14 protein-coding genes are annotated in these 16,945 nt (G+C 31.4%); 13 read left to right on the forward strand and 1 reads right to left on the reverse strand.

Annotated features, from left to right (window positions below; genetic code table 11):
* Positions 1 to 8: 8 nt before the first annotated feature.
* The 11 genes from GBO31_RS25170 to GBO31_RS25220 all read left to right on the forward strand — a co-directional run bounded on the left by GBO31_RS25170 (position 9) and on the right by GBO31_RS25220 (position 11,786).
* Entirely contained in the window at positions 9 to 974 is a 966-nt protein-coding gene (locus tag GBO31_RS25170) for a polysaccharide pyruvyl transferase family protein (protein ID WP_219011402.1), read from the forward strand.
* 72 nt (positions 975 to 1,046) lie between these two features.
* On the forward strand, positions 1,047 to 1,949 hold the full coding sequence (locus tag GBO31_RS25175) for a class I SAM-dependent methyltransferase (protein ID WP_429725828.1): 903 nt from the start codon (positions 1,047 to 1,049) through the stop codon (positions 1,947 to 1,949).
* 42 nt (positions 1,950 to 1,991) lie between these two features.
* Entirely contained in the window at positions 1,992 to 3,101 is a 1,110-nt protein-coding gene (locus GBO31_RS25180; protein WP_219011404.1) for a glycosyltransferase family 4 protein, read from the forward strand.
* A complete protein-coding gene (locus GBO31_RS25185) occupies positions 3,098 to 4,213 on the forward strand; it encodes a glycosyltransferase family 4 protein (protein ID WP_219011405.1) in 1,116 nt (371 codons plus the stop codon). Before GBO31_RS25180 ends, GBO31_RS25185 begins: the two co-directional genes overlap by 4 nt.
* A gap of 1 nt (position 4,214) precedes the next feature.
* A complete protein-coding gene (locus tag GBO31_RS27270) occupies positions 4,215 to 4,787 on the forward strand; it encodes a serine O-acetyltransferase (protein ID WP_219011406.1) in 573 nt (190 codons plus the stop codon).
* 69 nt (positions 4,788 to 4,856) lie between these two features.
* Positions 4,857 to 5,951 carry an EpsG family protein gene (locus tag GBO31_RS25195; RefSeq protein WP_219011407.1) on the forward strand — a complete coding sequence of 365 codons (1,095 nt, stop codon included), beginning with the start codon at positions 4,857 to 4,859 and terminating at the stop codon, positions 5,949 to 5,951.
* A 32-nt stretch (positions 5,952 to 5,983) separates the two neighbouring features.
* The gene (locus GBO31_RS25200) at positions 5,984 to 6,874 is read left to right on the forward strand and encodes a glycosyltransferase family 2 protein (protein ID WP_219011408.1); all 891 of its coding nucleotides are present in this window, start codon (positions 5,984 to 5,986) and stop codon (positions 6,872 to 6,874) included.
* The gene (locus GBO31_RS25205; protein ID WP_219011409.1) at positions 6,874 to 8,013 is read left to right on the forward strand and encodes a glycosyltransferase family 1 protein; all 1,140 of its coding nucleotides are present in this window, start codon (positions 6,874 to 6,876) and stop codon (positions 8,011 to 8,013) included. The genes GBO31_RS25200 and GBO31_RS25205 overlap by 1 nt, the downstream gene beginning before the upstream one ends.
* A gap of 5 nt (positions 8,014 to 8,018) precedes the next feature.
* Positions 8,019 to 9,422 carry a phenylacetate--CoA ligase family protein gene (locus GBO31_RS25210; protein WP_219011410.1) on the forward strand — a complete coding sequence of 468 codons (1,404 nt, stop codon included), beginning with the start codon at positions 8,019 to 8,021 and terminating at the stop codon, positions 9,420 to 9,422.
* A 79-nt stretch (positions 9,423 to 9,501) separates the two neighbouring features.
* The gene (locus GBO31_RS25215) at positions 9,502 to 10,848 is read left to right on the forward strand and encodes an MBOAT family O-acyltransferase (RefSeq protein ID WP_343211347.1); all 1,347 of its coding nucleotides are present in this window, start codon (positions 9,502 to 9,504) and stop codon (positions 10,846 to 10,848) included.
* Between the two features lie 11 nt (positions 10,849 to 10,859).
* On the forward strand, positions 10,860 to 11,786 hold the full coding sequence (locus GBO31_RS25220; RefSeq protein WP_219011412.1) for a hypothetical protein: 927 nt from the start codon (positions 10,860 to 10,862) through the stop codon (positions 11,784 to 11,786).
* A gap of 104 nt (positions 11,787 to 11,890) precedes the next feature.
* Here GBO31_RS25220 and GBO31_RS25225 read toward each other — a convergent pair whose 3' ends face one another.
* A complete protein-coding gene (locus tag GBO31_RS25225) occupies positions 11,891 to 13,879 on the reverse strand; it encodes a right-handed parallel beta-helix repeat-containing protein (protein ID WP_219011413.1) in 1,989 nt (662 codons plus the stop codon).
* A 703-nt stretch (positions 13,880 to 14,582) separates the two neighbouring features.
* Here GBO31_RS25225 and GBO31_RS25230 point away from each other — a divergent pair.
* Positions 14,583 to 15,740, forward strand: a complete 1,158-nt coding sequence (locus GBO31_RS25230; protein WP_343211348.1) for a glycosyltransferase family 4 protein — start codon at positions 14,583 to 14,585, stop codon at positions 15,738 to 15,740.
* A 194-nt stretch (positions 15,741 to 15,934) separates the two neighbouring features.
* The coding region (locus GBO31_RS25235) for a CoF synthetase (RefSeq protein WP_219011414.1) at positions 15,935 to 16,945 on the forward strand (1,011 nt) is incomplete at its 3' end.

The raw sequence follows: 16,945 nt of genomic DNA on the forward strand, positions 1-16,945 counted from the left end.
TAGAAATCATGAAATACGGACTACTAACATACGACGAGAATAAGAACTTTTTTAATGTTGGAGACAATATTCAAAGTTTAGCAGCAAAGCAGTTTTTACCAAAAGTAGATACGCTATTAAATAGAGAAAGATTAGGTGAGTATACTGGTGATCCTATCAAATTGATCATGAATGGCTGGTTTACTCATAATATCCATAATTGGGTGCCTGCTGATAATATAGATCCTATATTCGTTTCTTTTCATATGAATAACACTGCTGCACCAGCAATGTTAAGTGAAAAAGGAATCGCTTATTTGAAAAAGCATGAGCCTATTGGATGTAGAGATCAATTTACTGCAGATACTTTAAAAGCAAAAGGTATTGATGCCTATTTTACTGGATGTCTAACATTAACTTTAGATTCTTATAAAGTTGATGATTCTGAAAGAGGAGATGATATCTATATTGTGGATCCTTTATATAGTTATCCACGAGCTGAGAAAGTATTTTACAATACAAAAATCACCATTAAAAATATATTAAACGGATCTGCTTTTAAACTTGGAAAAAAAGATAAACATGTAAAAAAGTTTATTAGCAAGGAAGTACTGGATACTGCCACATTTATCAATCAAGAACCTCCATCAAATACATATACTGATGAACAAAAGTTTGATATGGCGGTAGAATTACTGAATAAGTATGCCAGAGCAAAGCTTGTTATTACTTCAAGAATACACTGCGCATTGCCGTGTTTGGCAATGGGAACACCTGTAATTTTTGTAAACGGTTTTGATAGTTTTGTGGATTCATGCCGATTCGATGGTATCTTAGAATTATTTAATCGAATTGATATTGATAGCAAGACAGGAGCATATACTTCTAATTTTGGATTAGAAGGAAAAATAACCAACGACACCATAGTAAAAAACCTCGAAAAACACCACGACTTAGCCAATGCATTAAAAGAAAAAGNTACTAATAAAATCTAAACAACCACACAAACAATGAAAAGGGTACTCAAAAAACTGTTAAAGGATAACTTCTTTACAGCTCCAAAGAAAATGCAACAAAAACATACTTCATTTTCTAAAGAGCAATTAGAAGAATTAACAACATCACTTAAAGAAAACTACTTAGATAGAGGAAATACAAAGAGTAGATTATCAACTGCAGAATATAATCAAGCAGTAAGTGGACAGCTTTTTGAACGGTTGTACTATAATAGAAACAGAATAGCCCCTTGGTTGCATAGTGTAAAAGATCTAAATGGCGCTAATATTCTTGAAATAGGATGTGGAACAGGTATTTCTACATTAGCATTGAGTGAGCAAGGAGCAAAAGTAGTGGGAGTAGATGTAGATTCAGGAGCTTTGGAAGTGGCAAAAGATAGAATGAGAATTGCTGGATACGAAGCAGAATTACACCATGTAAATGGTGAAGAAATTGAAGAGAACTTTAAAGATAAAAAGTTCGATTTTATAATTTATTATGCTGTTTTGGAGCATATGACAGTAAGCGAACGTCTGGAATCATTAAAACAAGCTTGGGGAATGTTATCTAAAGGAGGATACCTTGCTATTATAGAAACTCCAAATAGATTATGGTATTATGACTCACATACCGCAGCATTACCTTTTTATGATTGGCTTCCTGATGACTTAGCNTATTATTATTCTAAATTTTCAAGCAGAAAGAACTTTAAAGATTCATACAGAGAGATTGATGATGAAAACATGATGAAGTTTAAAAGATGGGGAAGAGGAGCCAGTTATCATGAGTTTGAAGTAGCAATAGCTCCATTAAAAGAGATTAATATCGTAAGTAGTTTAATGAAATTTGAAAAATCTGCTTTCTTAAAAGTTGGTTTCAAAGGATTACGGTATATAAAATTTCTAAAATCGATGAATAAAAACCTAAATAGTGGTTTTTGTTACCCTTATTTAGATATTGTAATTAAAAAATAAGCACCTAATAGCTCTCTGCAAACTATTCTTAAAAGTAAATTAATGAAACTGGTATATATAGTAAATCGTATCGATGGTCCTGGAGGATTAGAAAGGGTGCTTTCGATTAAAGCAAGTAAACTTGCAGATGACTATAATTATGATATCCATATCGTTACGTTAAACCAGAATACAGATGATCTTTTCTACGATTTTAGTTCTAAATTATCGTATCATAATGTAGAAGCAAAAGGAAATCCTATTTCTAGGATGTATAAATATGCGAAAGGACTTAAGGATACCATTAAGAAGATTCAACCTGATGTAATAGCGGTATGTGATGATGGTTTAAAAGGTTTTTTCGTTCCGTTAGTCCTTGGAAAACCTTGTCCGATGATTTATGAAAGACATGTTTCTAGAAATGTTGAGATCAAAAAGGGAAAAAGATCTTTATCTAAAAGAATAACAACGGCTACCAAGTTTTCACTGATGAATTTCGGAGGGAAGTATTATGATCATTTTGTAGTACTTACCAATGGAAATTTGAATGAATGGTCTTTTAAGAACCTTAAAGTTATTCCTAATCCACTATCCTTTTATCCAGAATCAAAAAGTACTTTAGAAAACAAAAAAGTCTTGGCCGTAGGGAAACATAGTTTCCAAAAAGGATATGATCGTTTGTTGAAAAGCTGGGAACAAGTGGCTAAGAAACACCAGGATTGGAGTTTAGATATCTATGGTACGATTAGTGAACAAGAAGGTTTGAGCAAATTGGCGGAAGATCTTGAAATTTCTAATTCAGTGAACTTCTATCCGCCAGTAAAGAATATTGCGGAAAAGTATGAGCAGGCATCCATTTATACAATGTCCTCTCGATACGAGGGATTTGGTATGGTGCTAACAGAAGCAATGGCTTATGGAGTACCTTGTATATCATATGATTGTCCTTATGGCCCATCGGATATTATTAGTGATAAAACGGATGGTCTTTTAGTCGAAAATGGTGATATTAACGCTTTTGCAACTGCTATTCTTTTACTAATAGAGAATGAAGAGCAAAGAAAGAAAATGGGAACTAGAGCAAAAGAAGCTGTAAAGAAATATTTGCCCGAGACCATTGCAGAAGAGTGGAATCAGCTTTTTACTGGTTTAACTAATACCTCATCCCAATGAGAATTGTATTTGTCATAGATCAAGTGTATCTCCATGGAGGAATAGAAAGAGTACTTTCTATAAAGGCAAATTATTTCGCTTCTCAGGATAATTACGAAGTACATATTATTACTACAGAACAAAAAGGAAAAACACCTTGTTATTCCTTTAATGAAAATATCGTTTTTAAAGATTTAGCGATTAATTATAATAGAAAGAAGTCTTATTTTCATCCTAAGAACTTAAAAAAGTTACCAAAGCATATATCTAGAACTAAGGCAGCATTAAAAGAAATTAAACCAGATGTAGTAGTAGTATGTAGTCATAGTGTAGATACCTATTTTGTTCCTTTTATAGTAAAAGGTATTCCGAAAATGAAGGAGTTTCATTATTCCAGGTTTATAGAAAAAGATAAACGTGAAAATCCCAGTTTGTTTAAGAAATACTTTTTCAAGTTTGCTGATTATGTGGAAACTAAATATGATAAATTGATAATTCTTAACAAAGACGAATCAAATTATTATAAAAGTAATAATACAGTAGTAATTCCAAACCCTTTGACATTCTTTCCCCAAAAAGTATCTGACCTTAACAGTAATCATATTATTACAGCAGGAAGAATTGCAGCAGTAAAAGGATATGATATATTGATAGACATTTGGACAGAAATCGCAAAAACTAGAAAAGATTGGAAACTTCATATCTTTGGGAGTGGGGAATCAGGTTATGTAGAAATGCTTCAGAATAAAATTAATAAAGCAGGTATACAAGATACCTTACAGTTGATGGGGTCAACTGATAAGATGAAGGAGGAAATGTTAGCATCTTCGATCTTTGTAATGACTTCTCATAATGAGTGTTTTCCGTTGGTTTTATTAGAGGCACAAGCATCAGGATTACCAATAGTATCTTTTGATTGTCCATATGGACCAAGGAATATAGTTGATAATGAAACAGGTATTTTAGTTCCTGTATACGATAATACTGCATTTGTAAAACAATTGAATAAGTTGATGGATGACAGGGAAACTATTCAAAAAATGGGAGCAAAGGCTAGAGAAAACTCCAAAAAATACAGTTTAGACCAAGTTATGAATCAATGGAATAATTTGTTCACCGAAGTAATAAAATAATATGAGATCACTAATTTTAAATATATATAAGATTTTTTTATTTCCGCATGTGATCATTTATAAAGGGAGTAAAAATAAAGATCTAATTGATAAGGATATAGAAAGATGGGCATCAGCCAAGGGGATGAATGGGAGTAAAGTTTCTTTACTTCTGAATTTTTTAGCAAATTCTCCAGATTTTAGAACCTTATTTTATTTTAGAAATAGAGGTATTGTTTCTAGTTTGCTGAATTTGTATTGTAAAAAAGAAAAATACTTTAGAATTGATATCAGTACTAAATTAGGAGGTGGTGTTTTAACTGGACATCCTTATAGTACTATTTTAAACGCAGATGAAATAGGAGAGAATCTATATGTAAATCACTTGGTTACAGTTGGTGAAGTAGATGGTAAAAGACCTACTATTGGTAATAACGTTTCTATTTATACAGGAGCCATAATTATTGGAGATATTAAGATCGGAAATAATTGTTCTATCGGAGCTGGTTCTGTGGTCGTAAAAGATGTGCCGGATAATTGTGTTGTAGTAGGAAATCCTGCACGTATCGTGAAACAGGATGGAAAAAAAGTGTAATATACACAAATGAGAAGCTCGAAAAAATGAAGTATATTATGAATATAACCGTAAAAAGAAGCTAGTAAAATGAACACTTTTGTGCCTTTAGAGTTTTACTATCCGTTGTATATTAATTTATGCTTCTTTTTGGTGGTATTCACTTTATTGCACACTAGACTGTTACAGATTAGTGAGCACAAGAATATTGTTTTCATAAATTTTTCGGGTTATTTTTTATTAATTTTTTTAATTCTTTATATTGGTCAACGACCTATTAGTGGGATTTTTGGAGATACCGTCAATTATATAGTCACCTTTGATCGATACCGATTAGGAGGAGAAATTCCAGAAGTGAATGATTATGGTTGGCATGTCTTTATGAAGACGTTAGCGCAGATTGTGTCAGCGCATACCTTTTTTACAATTTGTGCATTTATATACATATTCCCGCTATATAAGATTTCTAAGAAGTTATTTGGTCAATATTGGTATTATTCATTTGTGATGTTTATCGTTTCCTTTTCTTTTTGGACTTATGGAGTAAACGGAATGCGTAACGGTGCTGCAACTTCATTGTTTTTATGGGGATTATGTTATCACGAGRAAAAAGTGGTAATGGCATTATTTTTTCTTGCAGCCACTTTTTTTCATAAAACACTGTTTTTGCCAATTTTTGCTTACATCATTACCAACTTTTATAATGATCCAAAAGTATTCTTTAAAGGATGGTTATTCTGTATACCACTTTCATTAGTAATGGGAAGTTTATGGATAACATTGTTTGCCAGTTTAGGTTTTGGTGATGATCGACTCACTGGGTATTTAACTTCTGAAGTGGATGCAAATACATTTGCCAGTACAGGTTTTAGATGGGATTTTTTATTTCATAGTGCTTTTGCTGTTTTTGCCGGATGGTATTTTATTTATAAGAAAAAATTTGAAGATAAATTTTATTATCAATTGCTTAATACTTATTTGATCTGTAATGGGTTTTGGATTTTGGTTATTAAGGCAAATTATTCGAATCGATTTGCATATCTATCATGGTTTATGATGGCAATTGTTATCATATATCCATTTCTAAAGAAAGAATTTTTTAAGGACCACCATTTTATGATTGGGAAAGTAATGTTGGCCTATTTTTCATTTACATATATGATGTACTATTTATATTGGGGATAATCACTAACAACAAATCAATTAATCAACTACTAATGAAAACTATAACTGTATTTACACCAACTTACAATAGGGCTTATTGTTTACATAAATGTTACGAGAGTTTAATAAAACAATCAAATCAGGATTTTGTCTGGTTAATCATTGATGATGGTTCTACTGATGATACAGAGTCATTGGTAGCTTCTTGGATAAAAGAAGGGAAAATAGATATACAATATCATTATCAGGAAAACCAAGGAATGCATGGCGGACATAATGCAGCATATCGATTAACAGAAACTTTATTGAATGTATGTATCGATAGCGATGATTGTATCGGAGAAGAAGCCATAGAAAAAATTCTTGTCGCTTGGGAAAAAATAAAAGATAAACCAGAATTTGCAGGACTTGTTGGATTAGATGCAGATCCTGATGGAAAGATCATAGGAACAAAAATTCCTGAGCATATTAAGGAGACTACTTTATATGATTTATATAATGTACACAAAGTATTGGGTGATAAGAAATTAGTATATCGTACCGAAGTAGTAAAAAAATATCCTTCTTATCCAATTTTTGAAGGAGAACGGTTCGTACCACTTGGGTACTTATATCAGTTAATTGATCAGGATTACACGCTATTTCCTATAAATGAAGTTTTATGTGAAGTAGAATATATGCAGGATGGGTCAAGTATGAATATCTTAAAACAATACAGAAGGCATCCAAAAGGCTTCGCGTTTTCACGAAAAAGCAGAATGAAACTTGCAGAAAACTTTAAAGACAAGTTTAAAAATGCAATACATTATGTTTCCAGTGCCATTTTTACTAAAAACGGATCATTTATTAGTGAGTCCCCCAAGAAATTGACTACAATTTTAGCTATTCCTTTTGGGATACTTTTAAATCTTTATATACGCTATAAAACTAAAGGAGAGTTTTAATGGAAGTTATACGTGTTTTGCAGGTATTTACCATCATGAATAGAGGTGGTGCTGAGTCGATGATTATGAATTATTATCGAAAAATTGATAGAAATCAAGTGCAGTTTGATTTTCTGGTACATCGAAAAGAAAAAGCAGCTTTTGATGATGAAATAGAAAGTTTGGGAGGGAAAATATATAGATTCGATCCAATCAATCCTCTTTTTCCAGGAGATTATTATAATAAACTCCGAAATTTATTTACAGAACATAGAGAATATGCAATTGTACATTCTCACTTAAATACGTTTAGCTGCTTCCCATTAAAAATAGCAAAAGAATTTAATATTCCATGTCGAATTGCACATGCACATATTGCCATTGATGATGTAAGTTTGGGATCGCTTTTTTCAAATAAAGAAAGTATTAAAGAAACTTTCAAAAAATTGATAAAACTTCAATTAAAAAAGAAAGTCAAGAAAGATGCTACTCATCTATTTTCTTGTGGTGATAAAGCTGGGAATTGGTTGTTTGGTGGTAATAGGTCTTTTACTACAATGAACAATGCAATAGATACTGAGAAATTTGAGTACGATGAAGCTATTGCCAAAGAATACAAGAAAGAATTTGATGTAGAAAACTCTTTAGTTATTGGACATGTAGGGCGTTTTGCAAGTCAGAAAAATCATGCTTTTCTGCTTAAAATTTTCAAGGAAATTTTACAAAAAGAACCTACTACTATTTTAATGATGGTAGGTGATGGACCCTTGAGAAAAGTTATGGAAAAGGAAGCAGTACAACTTTCCATAGAAAAAAATGTTCGTTTTTTAGGGGTAAGAGCTGATGTGCCGCAACTGTTTCAAATGTTTGATGTATTTGTGTTTCCTTCTTTTTATGAAGGATTACCAGTTACGCTAATCGAAGCACAAGCCGCGGGAATAAAAGTTTTTGCTTCGGATACAATAACTACAGAAGTAAGCCTGACTGATGATATCGAATTTTTATCTATTGATCAATCACCAGAATCATGGGCAGATAAGATATTAGCAATAGATGCCTCCAAAAAGAATGATAATACGGAGAAAATAGTAAAAGGAAATTATGACATTGTTTCCAATACGCAAGAGATTCAGGGATTTTATAAAGAACAAGTAAAATAGCTGTTATGGGAAAGTTACAAGAAAAAATTTATAATAGTCTACCATATCCTTTTAAGTTTGTTTTACTAAATATAAAGGCTTATCAGAATTCTAAACAAAGATATACCAAGGAGTTTTATACATATTTAGATGAATATATTAATCTTTGGGATTCAGATATTACTGTGGTTGAAGATTACCAAAAAGGTAGACTAAAATTACTATTGTCTGAAGTATTTGAGCATTCAGATTGGTATGCTGCTATCATGAAAGATTTAGGTATTACTTTAGATGATATTGAAAAGAATCCATATGAGGTTCTCCAGAAAATGCCAATTTTAACCAAATCGGAAAGAAAAACAAATCCAGAAGCATTGGTTAATAAAAAGAGACCTACAGATGGAGTAGGATATACCAGTGGTACTTCAGGCGCACCAACTGTAAATTATTTAGATAAAGAATCCATCAATAGATCTTTCGCCTTATGGAGACGATTTCACAAATCAATAGGATTAGATACAAAAAGAGTAAGGCAGGTACGATTTTCTGGAAGACTAATTGTAAAACCAGAAGCTAAAAAAGCACCTTTTTGGGTATATAATTATTTCGAGAATCAACTATTGATGTCCACCTATCATCTAACAGATGAAAACTTGCCTTATTATATAAAGAAATTAAACAAGTTCAAACCACTATTATTAGATGGATACCCATCTGCGATATATATTATTAGCAGATTTATTAATCAAAATAATATTGAAATTAAATTCACTCCAAAAGCCATAGCAGTTACAGCAGAAACTTTATACGATTATCAAAGATCCGAAATAGAGAAAGCATTTGGTTGTCATGTGTTTAATCAATATGCCTCTAGCGAGGGAAGTCCTTTTATTACAGAATGCGTAAAAGGCAATTTGCATTTAAATATTGATTCTGGAATTTTTGAGTTTATTAACGCAAAAGGAGAAAAGGCAAAACTAGGAGAAGTTGCACAGCTGGTCGTTACTAGTTTTACTAATCTAAAAACTCCTTTAATCCGATATAATATTGAGGATACTGTTTTGCTACGTGAAGAAGGAAAAATGTGCGATTGTGATTGTGCGATGCCAATAATTGAAAAACTAACAGGTAGAGAAGATGACATTCTTTGGACCAAGGAAAAGGGATATGTAGGTCGAATGGATACAGCTTATAAAGGTTTAGAAGGTATTGTAAAAAGTCAAATCGTTCAAGAAAACCATAATGAAATCATTGTTAATTTAATAGCGGATCAGAATTTCGATGATCAAATGAAAGAAAAATTGGTCCATAATCTAAAAGATAGATTGGGACAAAACATACACTATACTGTAAACATAGTAGAGGATATTCCATTAGGACCTAATGGTAAGTTTGACGCGGTAAAAAGAAACTTTACAATCGAACTTTAATTGGTCTTTATACGCAATGTATTTTAATTCGTTTGATTTTTTAATTTTTCTTCCAGTTACCTTTTCATTATACTGGTTTTTGGATAAACGCAAAATAGTTTTACAGAATATATTATTACTAGCTGCTAGTTATATATTCTACGGTTGGTGGGATTGGAGGTTTTTATCTTTAATTGCCTTAAGTACGGTAGTTGATTATGTTGTAGGTCTTAAGATATATAAAGCAAATTCTCAGAAGCATAAAAAAAGATGGTTGCTTTGTAGTGTTTTCTTCAATTTGGGACTATTAGCATTTTTTAAGTATTGTAATTTTTTCATTGACTTGTGGATAGAATTATGCAATGCTATTGGCATAAGGAATGGGAATTTTACGCTATTACGTATTATACTACCCGTAGGTATTTCTTTTTATACCTTCCAAACAATGTCTTACACTATTGATGTATATAGAGAGAAGTTGAAGCCTACAAAAGATTTCATTGCTTTTGCGGCATTTGTTTCTTTCTTCCCACAATTAGTTGCAGGGCCAATAGAAAGAGCTACACATCTTTTGCCACAATTTTTGAATAAAAGAAGTTTTTCACAAGGTTCTATTTCTTTAGGTTTTAAGTTAATAATTATTGGTTTTTTCTTAAAATTAGTAATAGCTGATAGAGCGGCTATTTATGTGAATGCTGTGTATAACAATGTAGAACAGCATGATGGTCTTAGTTTTATTTTTGCTACGATATTATTTGCATTTCAAATTTATGGTGATTTTGCAGGGTATTCATTAATTGCAATTGGTACAGCAAAGTTTTTCGGTTTTGATTTAATGACAAATTTTAGGAGACCTTATTTTGCTGCATCTATCCATGAATTCTGGAATCGTTGGCATATTTCGTTGTCTACATGGTTTAGAGATTATCTATATATTCCTTTGGGAGGTAATAGAGTAGGGAAGTTTCGATGGTTTTTTAATCTTTTTGTCACTTTTTTAATAAGCGGATTATGGCATGGTGCTAATTGGACATTTGTTTTATGGGGAGCGATTAATGGTTGCTATCTGATTATAGAAGTATTGCTTAATTCAAAAAAGAGAAAAGGAATTCTGAATATAGTGTGTACGTTTTGTCTTATTTGCTTTTCGTGGATTTTTTTTCGAGCCAATACCGTTTCTGAAGCGTTTTTGATTATAAAGAAGATTTTCCTGCAACCTGGTAAACTTTACATCGGAATGGGAGACGATATAGCTGCACCTTTCTACGCTGTGTTGGCCATCTTTGTACTGATTGGTTTTGAAATATGGAGAGAGTATATAGGTTCTGTTAAGCAAATTACCGAAAAGACAGAAATTTCAAGAATGTTGGCATATAGTTTATTGGTTTTTTTGATTTTATACATTGGCGTTTTTGGAGATAGCCAGTTTATATATTTTCAATTTTGAGAAAGAGAAATATGAGCAAGTATCAAATTATACTTTTTAAGATCGTTAAATTGTTGATTATTATAGTAATAGTTGATATGACTTTAGGTATTGCAGCTCAAAAATTATTCTATACTCAAAAGACTGGTAAATACGCTCGAAGTACCTATGCAATTGACAAAACAGATGCAGAAATACTGGTTTTTGGAAGTTCACATGCGCATAGACATTATGTTCCTGAAGTTTTGGAGAATAAATTGCATAGTTCAGTTTATAATGCAGGAGCAGAGGGACAACAATTGTTATATCACTTAGGACTTCAAAAAATGATCTTGAAACGGATAAAACCCAAAACGATTATCCTAAATATTGATGAGGATTTTTTGTTTCAATCTAATATTGCCTATGACAGACTTCATGATCTATATCCCTACTATGTCACTCATAAAGATGTATTAAGACCTATTTTTGCAGTAAATAATCGGTTTGTAGATATTAAGATGCTTTTTAAGTCATATCTTTTTAACTCTACTATTATACATATGACACGTTATTATGTTTCGCCACAAATAGATCATAAAGGATATAGACCACTTCATGGAACCGTAAATAAAAACTATAAAGATTTAAATCCTTATAGTGTAGACCAAAAAAATACAATAGATAATAATTTAGTTTTGGCTTTAGAAGAATTTATTTTGAATGCAAAGTCAAATAATATTCAATTGGTATTTGTTACATCTCCAAAACTAATAAAAACTAATTATCAGAATAACAAATCATTCCATTTAATTAATCAAATGGCGAACGCACAAAATATTCCGGTATTGAATTTTTTTAATGACGATAGGTTTATTAATAATTTTGAGCTTTTCCATGATCCTTCTCATCTCAATGATAAAGGCGCTAGTTATTTCACAGAACTAGTGTCTGATAAAATTTTATTATTGAAGAAGTAAAAGAAAGTTAAGTTTCAGCAAACACATACATTGTAAAAAGCCAGAATACAACTAAGTATTCCGGCTTTCGTTTACATAAGATTACCTTATTACACTTTAAATTGTTATCTAGTAGCACATGTGTTACCACTTAAGGTAATCGCATTGGGAGTGTCTGAATTATTATTAATACAATCATATCTATCATCTCCAGACGGCTCTAAAATATTATTATTCGTAATAGAAACATCAGAGTGTGCTCCATATAATCTAATTCCATCACTATCACTAGGATCAATTCTAGTATTTTCAGAAATGTTGATATTAGAAGATGTTCCTAATTCAATTCCGCCAGTAACCTCATTGTTCATAAAAGTAATACCATTTGCATTATTAATAGTCACTTTTCTAGCGGTTAAAAACTGATTTCCTTCTACTGTAATTGTATATCCATTTGTTTCTGGAGTGTTGTTAAATCCTGTAAGGAACAAATGGAACCTTCCGGCAGTTATTTCATTATTAGTGATAGAAGTATTGTTTACAAAAGTATTCGTAGCACTAATACCTGTCTCGTTTACATTGATCATGTTATTGTAAAGTCTGGAATCCGAAGTGTCTTTTAACTGTATTCCTATATCTCCGTTTGTAATATTATTATCATGTATATCGATATCATTAGTATCAGTTGCAATACCAATACTATATCCGGTAATATCATTACCTGAAATTTCATTGTCAAATACAGTTTCACTATGACTACCCGCTGCAAAGATTGCAAATCGCTCAGCAGCAGCAGCAGAAGCATTGAATCTGTTATTGATAATTTTTGTTCCAGAAGCTAAGGAGAGAATACATCTAGTTTCGATATCATTATCCTCTACAGTGATGTCTTGTCCAATTRTAGCTGCTGTAAAACCAACTCTACTGTTAATTTCTGTATTTCTTCTAATAAGTATATCAAAAGCTCTTTCATGTTCTAAAAGATTTCCATTAGCATCTCTAGTCCTAAAAGCTTCTATATTAATGGCGTATCCAACTTCACCACCATCAGATCCAGTCATTGGTTGACCTATATTAGTAAACGTATTTCCTTCAATTAAGATATCATTACCATCCGTAAGTGCAATCCCCATTCTTCTGATATTGGTAAAAGAACAGTTGATCACTTTCACACCATATGTTGGAATATAATCTGGATCAAATCTAAATCCTATAGAATAAATAGTCAAAGCACCTTTAGATCCTTCTACGAAATTTACACCATCAACTGTAACATTTCTACCAGAATGAATATGCATAAGGTGTGTTCCTTGTAATCCAACATCATCCGCAGTATACATTCTATCATTTCTATCTCCTATTATGTTACCACCTGAAATCGTTACATTTTCAGCATCTCTAACTGCTATAACTGTACCATTTTCAATTTCAGCTTCAGCAGGAAATTGTCTCAATTTCGTATTATTTGACATTTTTAAATGGAAATTAGAAGGTACATTAATTGCTTCTACAGAAGCGTAGAAATTTTGATCTGCAGTAGTACTTGTTACTTTCGTAGTTTCAAAGAAAGCATCGAATACATTGGTTTCGAAGGTTGTTCCTCCCATTTCTCTTATTTGGAACATTAGATCTTCAAATTCTGCAGTATTTTCTAAAGCAATATCAGAATTTGTAGGTCCCTGAACAATATTTTCCCATCTAGATGCAGTAAACTTAAATGTAGGATCTTTAAGTGTTACATTACCTTGTGTTTCTAATTTAGAGTTTAAAAGTCTTCCATCGATAACTCCACCAGAAAATACAAGTGTACCATTAAAAATATCTCCACCTGCAAAGTCAAAGGTTACGTTGGAAGGTAAATTAATAGTCAATCCTTCTAAATCTAATAGACAATCTATAGTAACTGTAGAATTTGCTGCTAGACCAGAAAGGTCAAAATCACATGGAGTATCAGAAACAACTCCATCATCCTCTTCTTCAGGAGGAGTATCATCTTCGTCATCTTCGATTATTTCCTCTTCTTCTTCGGAAACTGCATCTTCAATGTTCTCGGTGCTACAGGCAAAAAAGCCTACGGCGAATAAAATTAACAGAAAATAGGGTAACTTTCTCATTTTGGTTGGGGGGTGTTTTAGGTTTTCAATTTCAAGTTTAACGTATTTTCATCGATACTATTGTGCATTATGTCGAAAAAAAATGTTAAAATTTACAAAACTTAATTAATTGATAATTAAACAATTAAAAGCTTACGGCTTTGCCGTAACAGTTTTTGGGTTTTGAACCAAAATGAATTTGCTGATGGCATAAAATGCCCTTGATACTGAGGTAAAGTGTGTGAGTCATGAATTTTGATGATTTATTCCCCAAATTTTATAGTTAAAACATAAAATTTGTAAGTTTTTTCTTTCTTTTTGTTGTGTGTGCAATATTTCCAATCGCTTAAATATACATAAGTTGATTTTAATATTCTATTTGTTTACACAAATAAAGTAAATCGTTACAATTTTTTAATTCTCTTTTGTAACAACAATATGATCCATTGTATCATATTTACAACTCATTGTAAAAAAGCATCAGTATAGTCTGTCAAAAGTAGTATACCTTTCAATTTTATATAGAATATTGATATATAGTATATGATGATGTAGCATATTTACTCTAGCACTAAACTCCTATGGAGATATGTAGGTACTTTTTTGTCATCCTATAATTAACTGTTCTTAATATAGAATCGATGATTTTAAAAAAGAATAAAAATAAAAACATTAATACCACCTTATATATATATTTGCAACCTAAAATATTCATACTTTCTAAATAGTGGAAAAAAAGGGAAAAATTATTCGTGTTACTACTGTGCCTAGATCTCTTGGCGGATTACTTCAAGGGCAGTTAAAGTTTATGTCTCAATACTATGAAGTCATAGGTGTCTCTAGTAAAGATGAAAATATCTTAGATAGAGTTGCTAAACAAGAAGGTATTGAAGTAGTGCCTATAGAAATGACTCGTAAGATCACGCCCGTACAAGATTTAAAGGCTGTATATCATTTGTATAAGCTTTTTAGAAAAGAAAAACCTGATATTGTACATAGTCATACTCCTAAAGCTGGAACACTATCTATGTTAGCAGCAAAATTAGCAGGAGTTCCTCATAGATTACATACTATAGCTGGATTACCTTTATTAGAAGCTACTGGAGCGAAAAGGTTGTTATTGGATACAGTAGAAAAGGTTACCTACGCTTGTGCCAGTATGATTTATCCAAATTCTTTTGGGCTTAATGATATTATTAAAGAAAATAAGTATACGACTTCCAAAAAATTGAAAGTCATTGCAAATGGTAGTTCTAACGGTATAGATACTGCTCATTTTGATCCTTCAAAATATACTGAAGAAACCAATGCTAAATTGCGAACGGAACTTGATATATTGGATGATGATTTTGTTTTCGTTTTCGTAGGTAGATTTGTTAAGGATAAAGGAATCAATGAACTCATCACATCTTTTAAGCAGTTGAATAGTGAATTTGAGAAATCAAAATTGCTACTTGTAGGAACTTATGAAAGAGATTTAGATCCATTATTACCGGAAACAGAAAAAGAGATTAACGAAAACCCTAATATTATTCCAGTGGGTTGGCAAAATGATGTTAGACCATTTTTTGCAATTTCAGATACATTAGCTTTTCCTAGCTATAGAGAAGGATTTCCTAATGTAGTAATGCAAGCAGGATCTATGGGTTTACCTAGTATTGTAACAGATATTAATGGTTGTAATGAAATTGTATCTGAAGATTTAAATGGTACGATCATTCCTGTAAAAAGTTCTGAAGCTTTATATGAGGCTATGAAAAAGTTTATGTCCGATACGGATTATATCAATCAGCTATCACTTAAGGCTAGAGATATGATTTGTGAACGTTACGAAAGGAAGTTTGTTTGGAACGCAATTTTAGAAGAGTATCAAAAGTTATAATTTTAACTTTTTGTTTAGATATTTTCTAACAATTTCTTATTTTACCGAAAACAAGAAAAGTAAATAACATCGTCATAATAGTAATTGCATATTATATCCCATAAATATGCAAATACCTCTTTTATCATGAGCTAAACTTATGGCTTTGATGTTTACTGTGCTTTGAATAAAGATAAAAGTAAAGTGGACGGTATATGAGAGTTAACGAAAGGATTAGAAATCTTTCTTTTTGGATTATTGATTTTATAAAAGGAGGTAATGTAAGAAAGCATTATCAGGATATTAAGTACATCATTGAAAATCCAAATGATCCACTTTCAATTGAGAAAAAGGCAAAGTATTTAGAGGAGGTACTACAACATGCAACAACCACTTCTGAGTTTTATAAACATGTCAATCCTGAAACTCTGCAAAATTTTCCGGTAGTCAATAAAGAAATTATAAAAAAATCTTATTATGCTATCCGGTCTAAAAAACATATTAATAAAAAGAAAGTAGGAGTATCTACTAGTGGCTCTACTGGCGCTTCGTTTACGGTTTATCAAGATCTTAATAAAAAAAATAGGAACACAGCTGATATAATTTACTTCTCAGAATTATGTGGATTTACTATTGGATATCGATTGTACTATTTACGATTCTGGAATATGTTTAAAAAGAAGAACGGACTAGCGTCTTTTTTTCAAAATATCATACCTATAAATGTTTTTGAGCTATCAGAAGAAGCTGTAAAAAAATTAATTGATATTCTAAAACAAGATTCTTCAAATAAAGGAATGCTTGGGTATGCTTCATCTTTTGATAAAATATGTAAATATTTGGAATCAATTAATTCAGAACCTATTGATTGTAAATTGCAATCTGTTATTGGAATGTCGGAACGTTTAGATCCTAACACGAAACTGCAGATGAAAAAATATTTTGATGTTGATATGGTATCGAGATATTCTAATGCCGAAAATGGAATGCTAGCACAGCAACCCATAATGGAGGAATATTTTAAAATTAATTTGGCAAGTTATTATATAGAAATTTTAAATTTTGATAATGACGAAAGGGTAGCTCCCGGAAATATTGGAAGAATTGTAATTACGGATCTATTTAATTTTGATACACCCATGATTCGATATGATACTGGTGATATAGGTATTATGAATTATCTCAATAATGAAGATAGTTCAGAACTTATTCTTACCAAAGTAGAG

The sequence above is a fragment of the Aquimarina litoralis genome (assembly GCF_019295435.1).
GTDB classification, from domain to species: domain Bacteria; phylum Bacteroidota; class Bacteroidia; order Flavobacteriales; family Flavobacteriaceae; genus Aquimarina; species Aquimarina litoralis_A.

Excerpts from the sequence above, each read along its gene's own strand:
- GBO31_RS25200 (WP_219011408.1), top strand. The coding sequence starts at position 5,984 with ATGAAAACTATAACTGTATTTACACCAACTTACAATAGGGCTTATTGT.
- GBO31_RS25185 (WP_219011405.1), top strand. The coding sequence starts at position 3,098 with ATGAGAATTGTATTTGTCATAGATCAAGTGTATCTCCATGGAGGAATA.
- GBO31_RS25180 (WP_219011404.1), top strand. The coding sequence starts at position 1,992 with ATGAAACTGGTATATATAGTAAATCGTATCGATGGTCCTGGAGGATTA.
- GBO31_RS27270 (WP_219011406.1), top strand. The coding sequence starts at position 4,215 with ATGAGATCACTAATTTTAAATATATATAAGATTTTTTTATTTCCGCAT.
- GBO31_RS25210 (WP_219011410.1), top strand. The coding sequence starts at position 8,019 with ATGGGAAAGTTACAAGAAAAAATTTATAATAGTCTACCATATCCTTTT.
- GBO31_RS25205 (WP_219011409.1), top strand. The coding sequence starts at position 6,874 with ATGGAAGTTATACGTGTTTTGCAGGTATTTACCATCATGAATAGAGGT.
- GBO31_RS25220 (WP_219011412.1), top strand. The coding sequence starts at position 10,860 with ATGAGCAAGTATCAAATTATACTTTTTAAGATCGTTAAATTGTTGATT.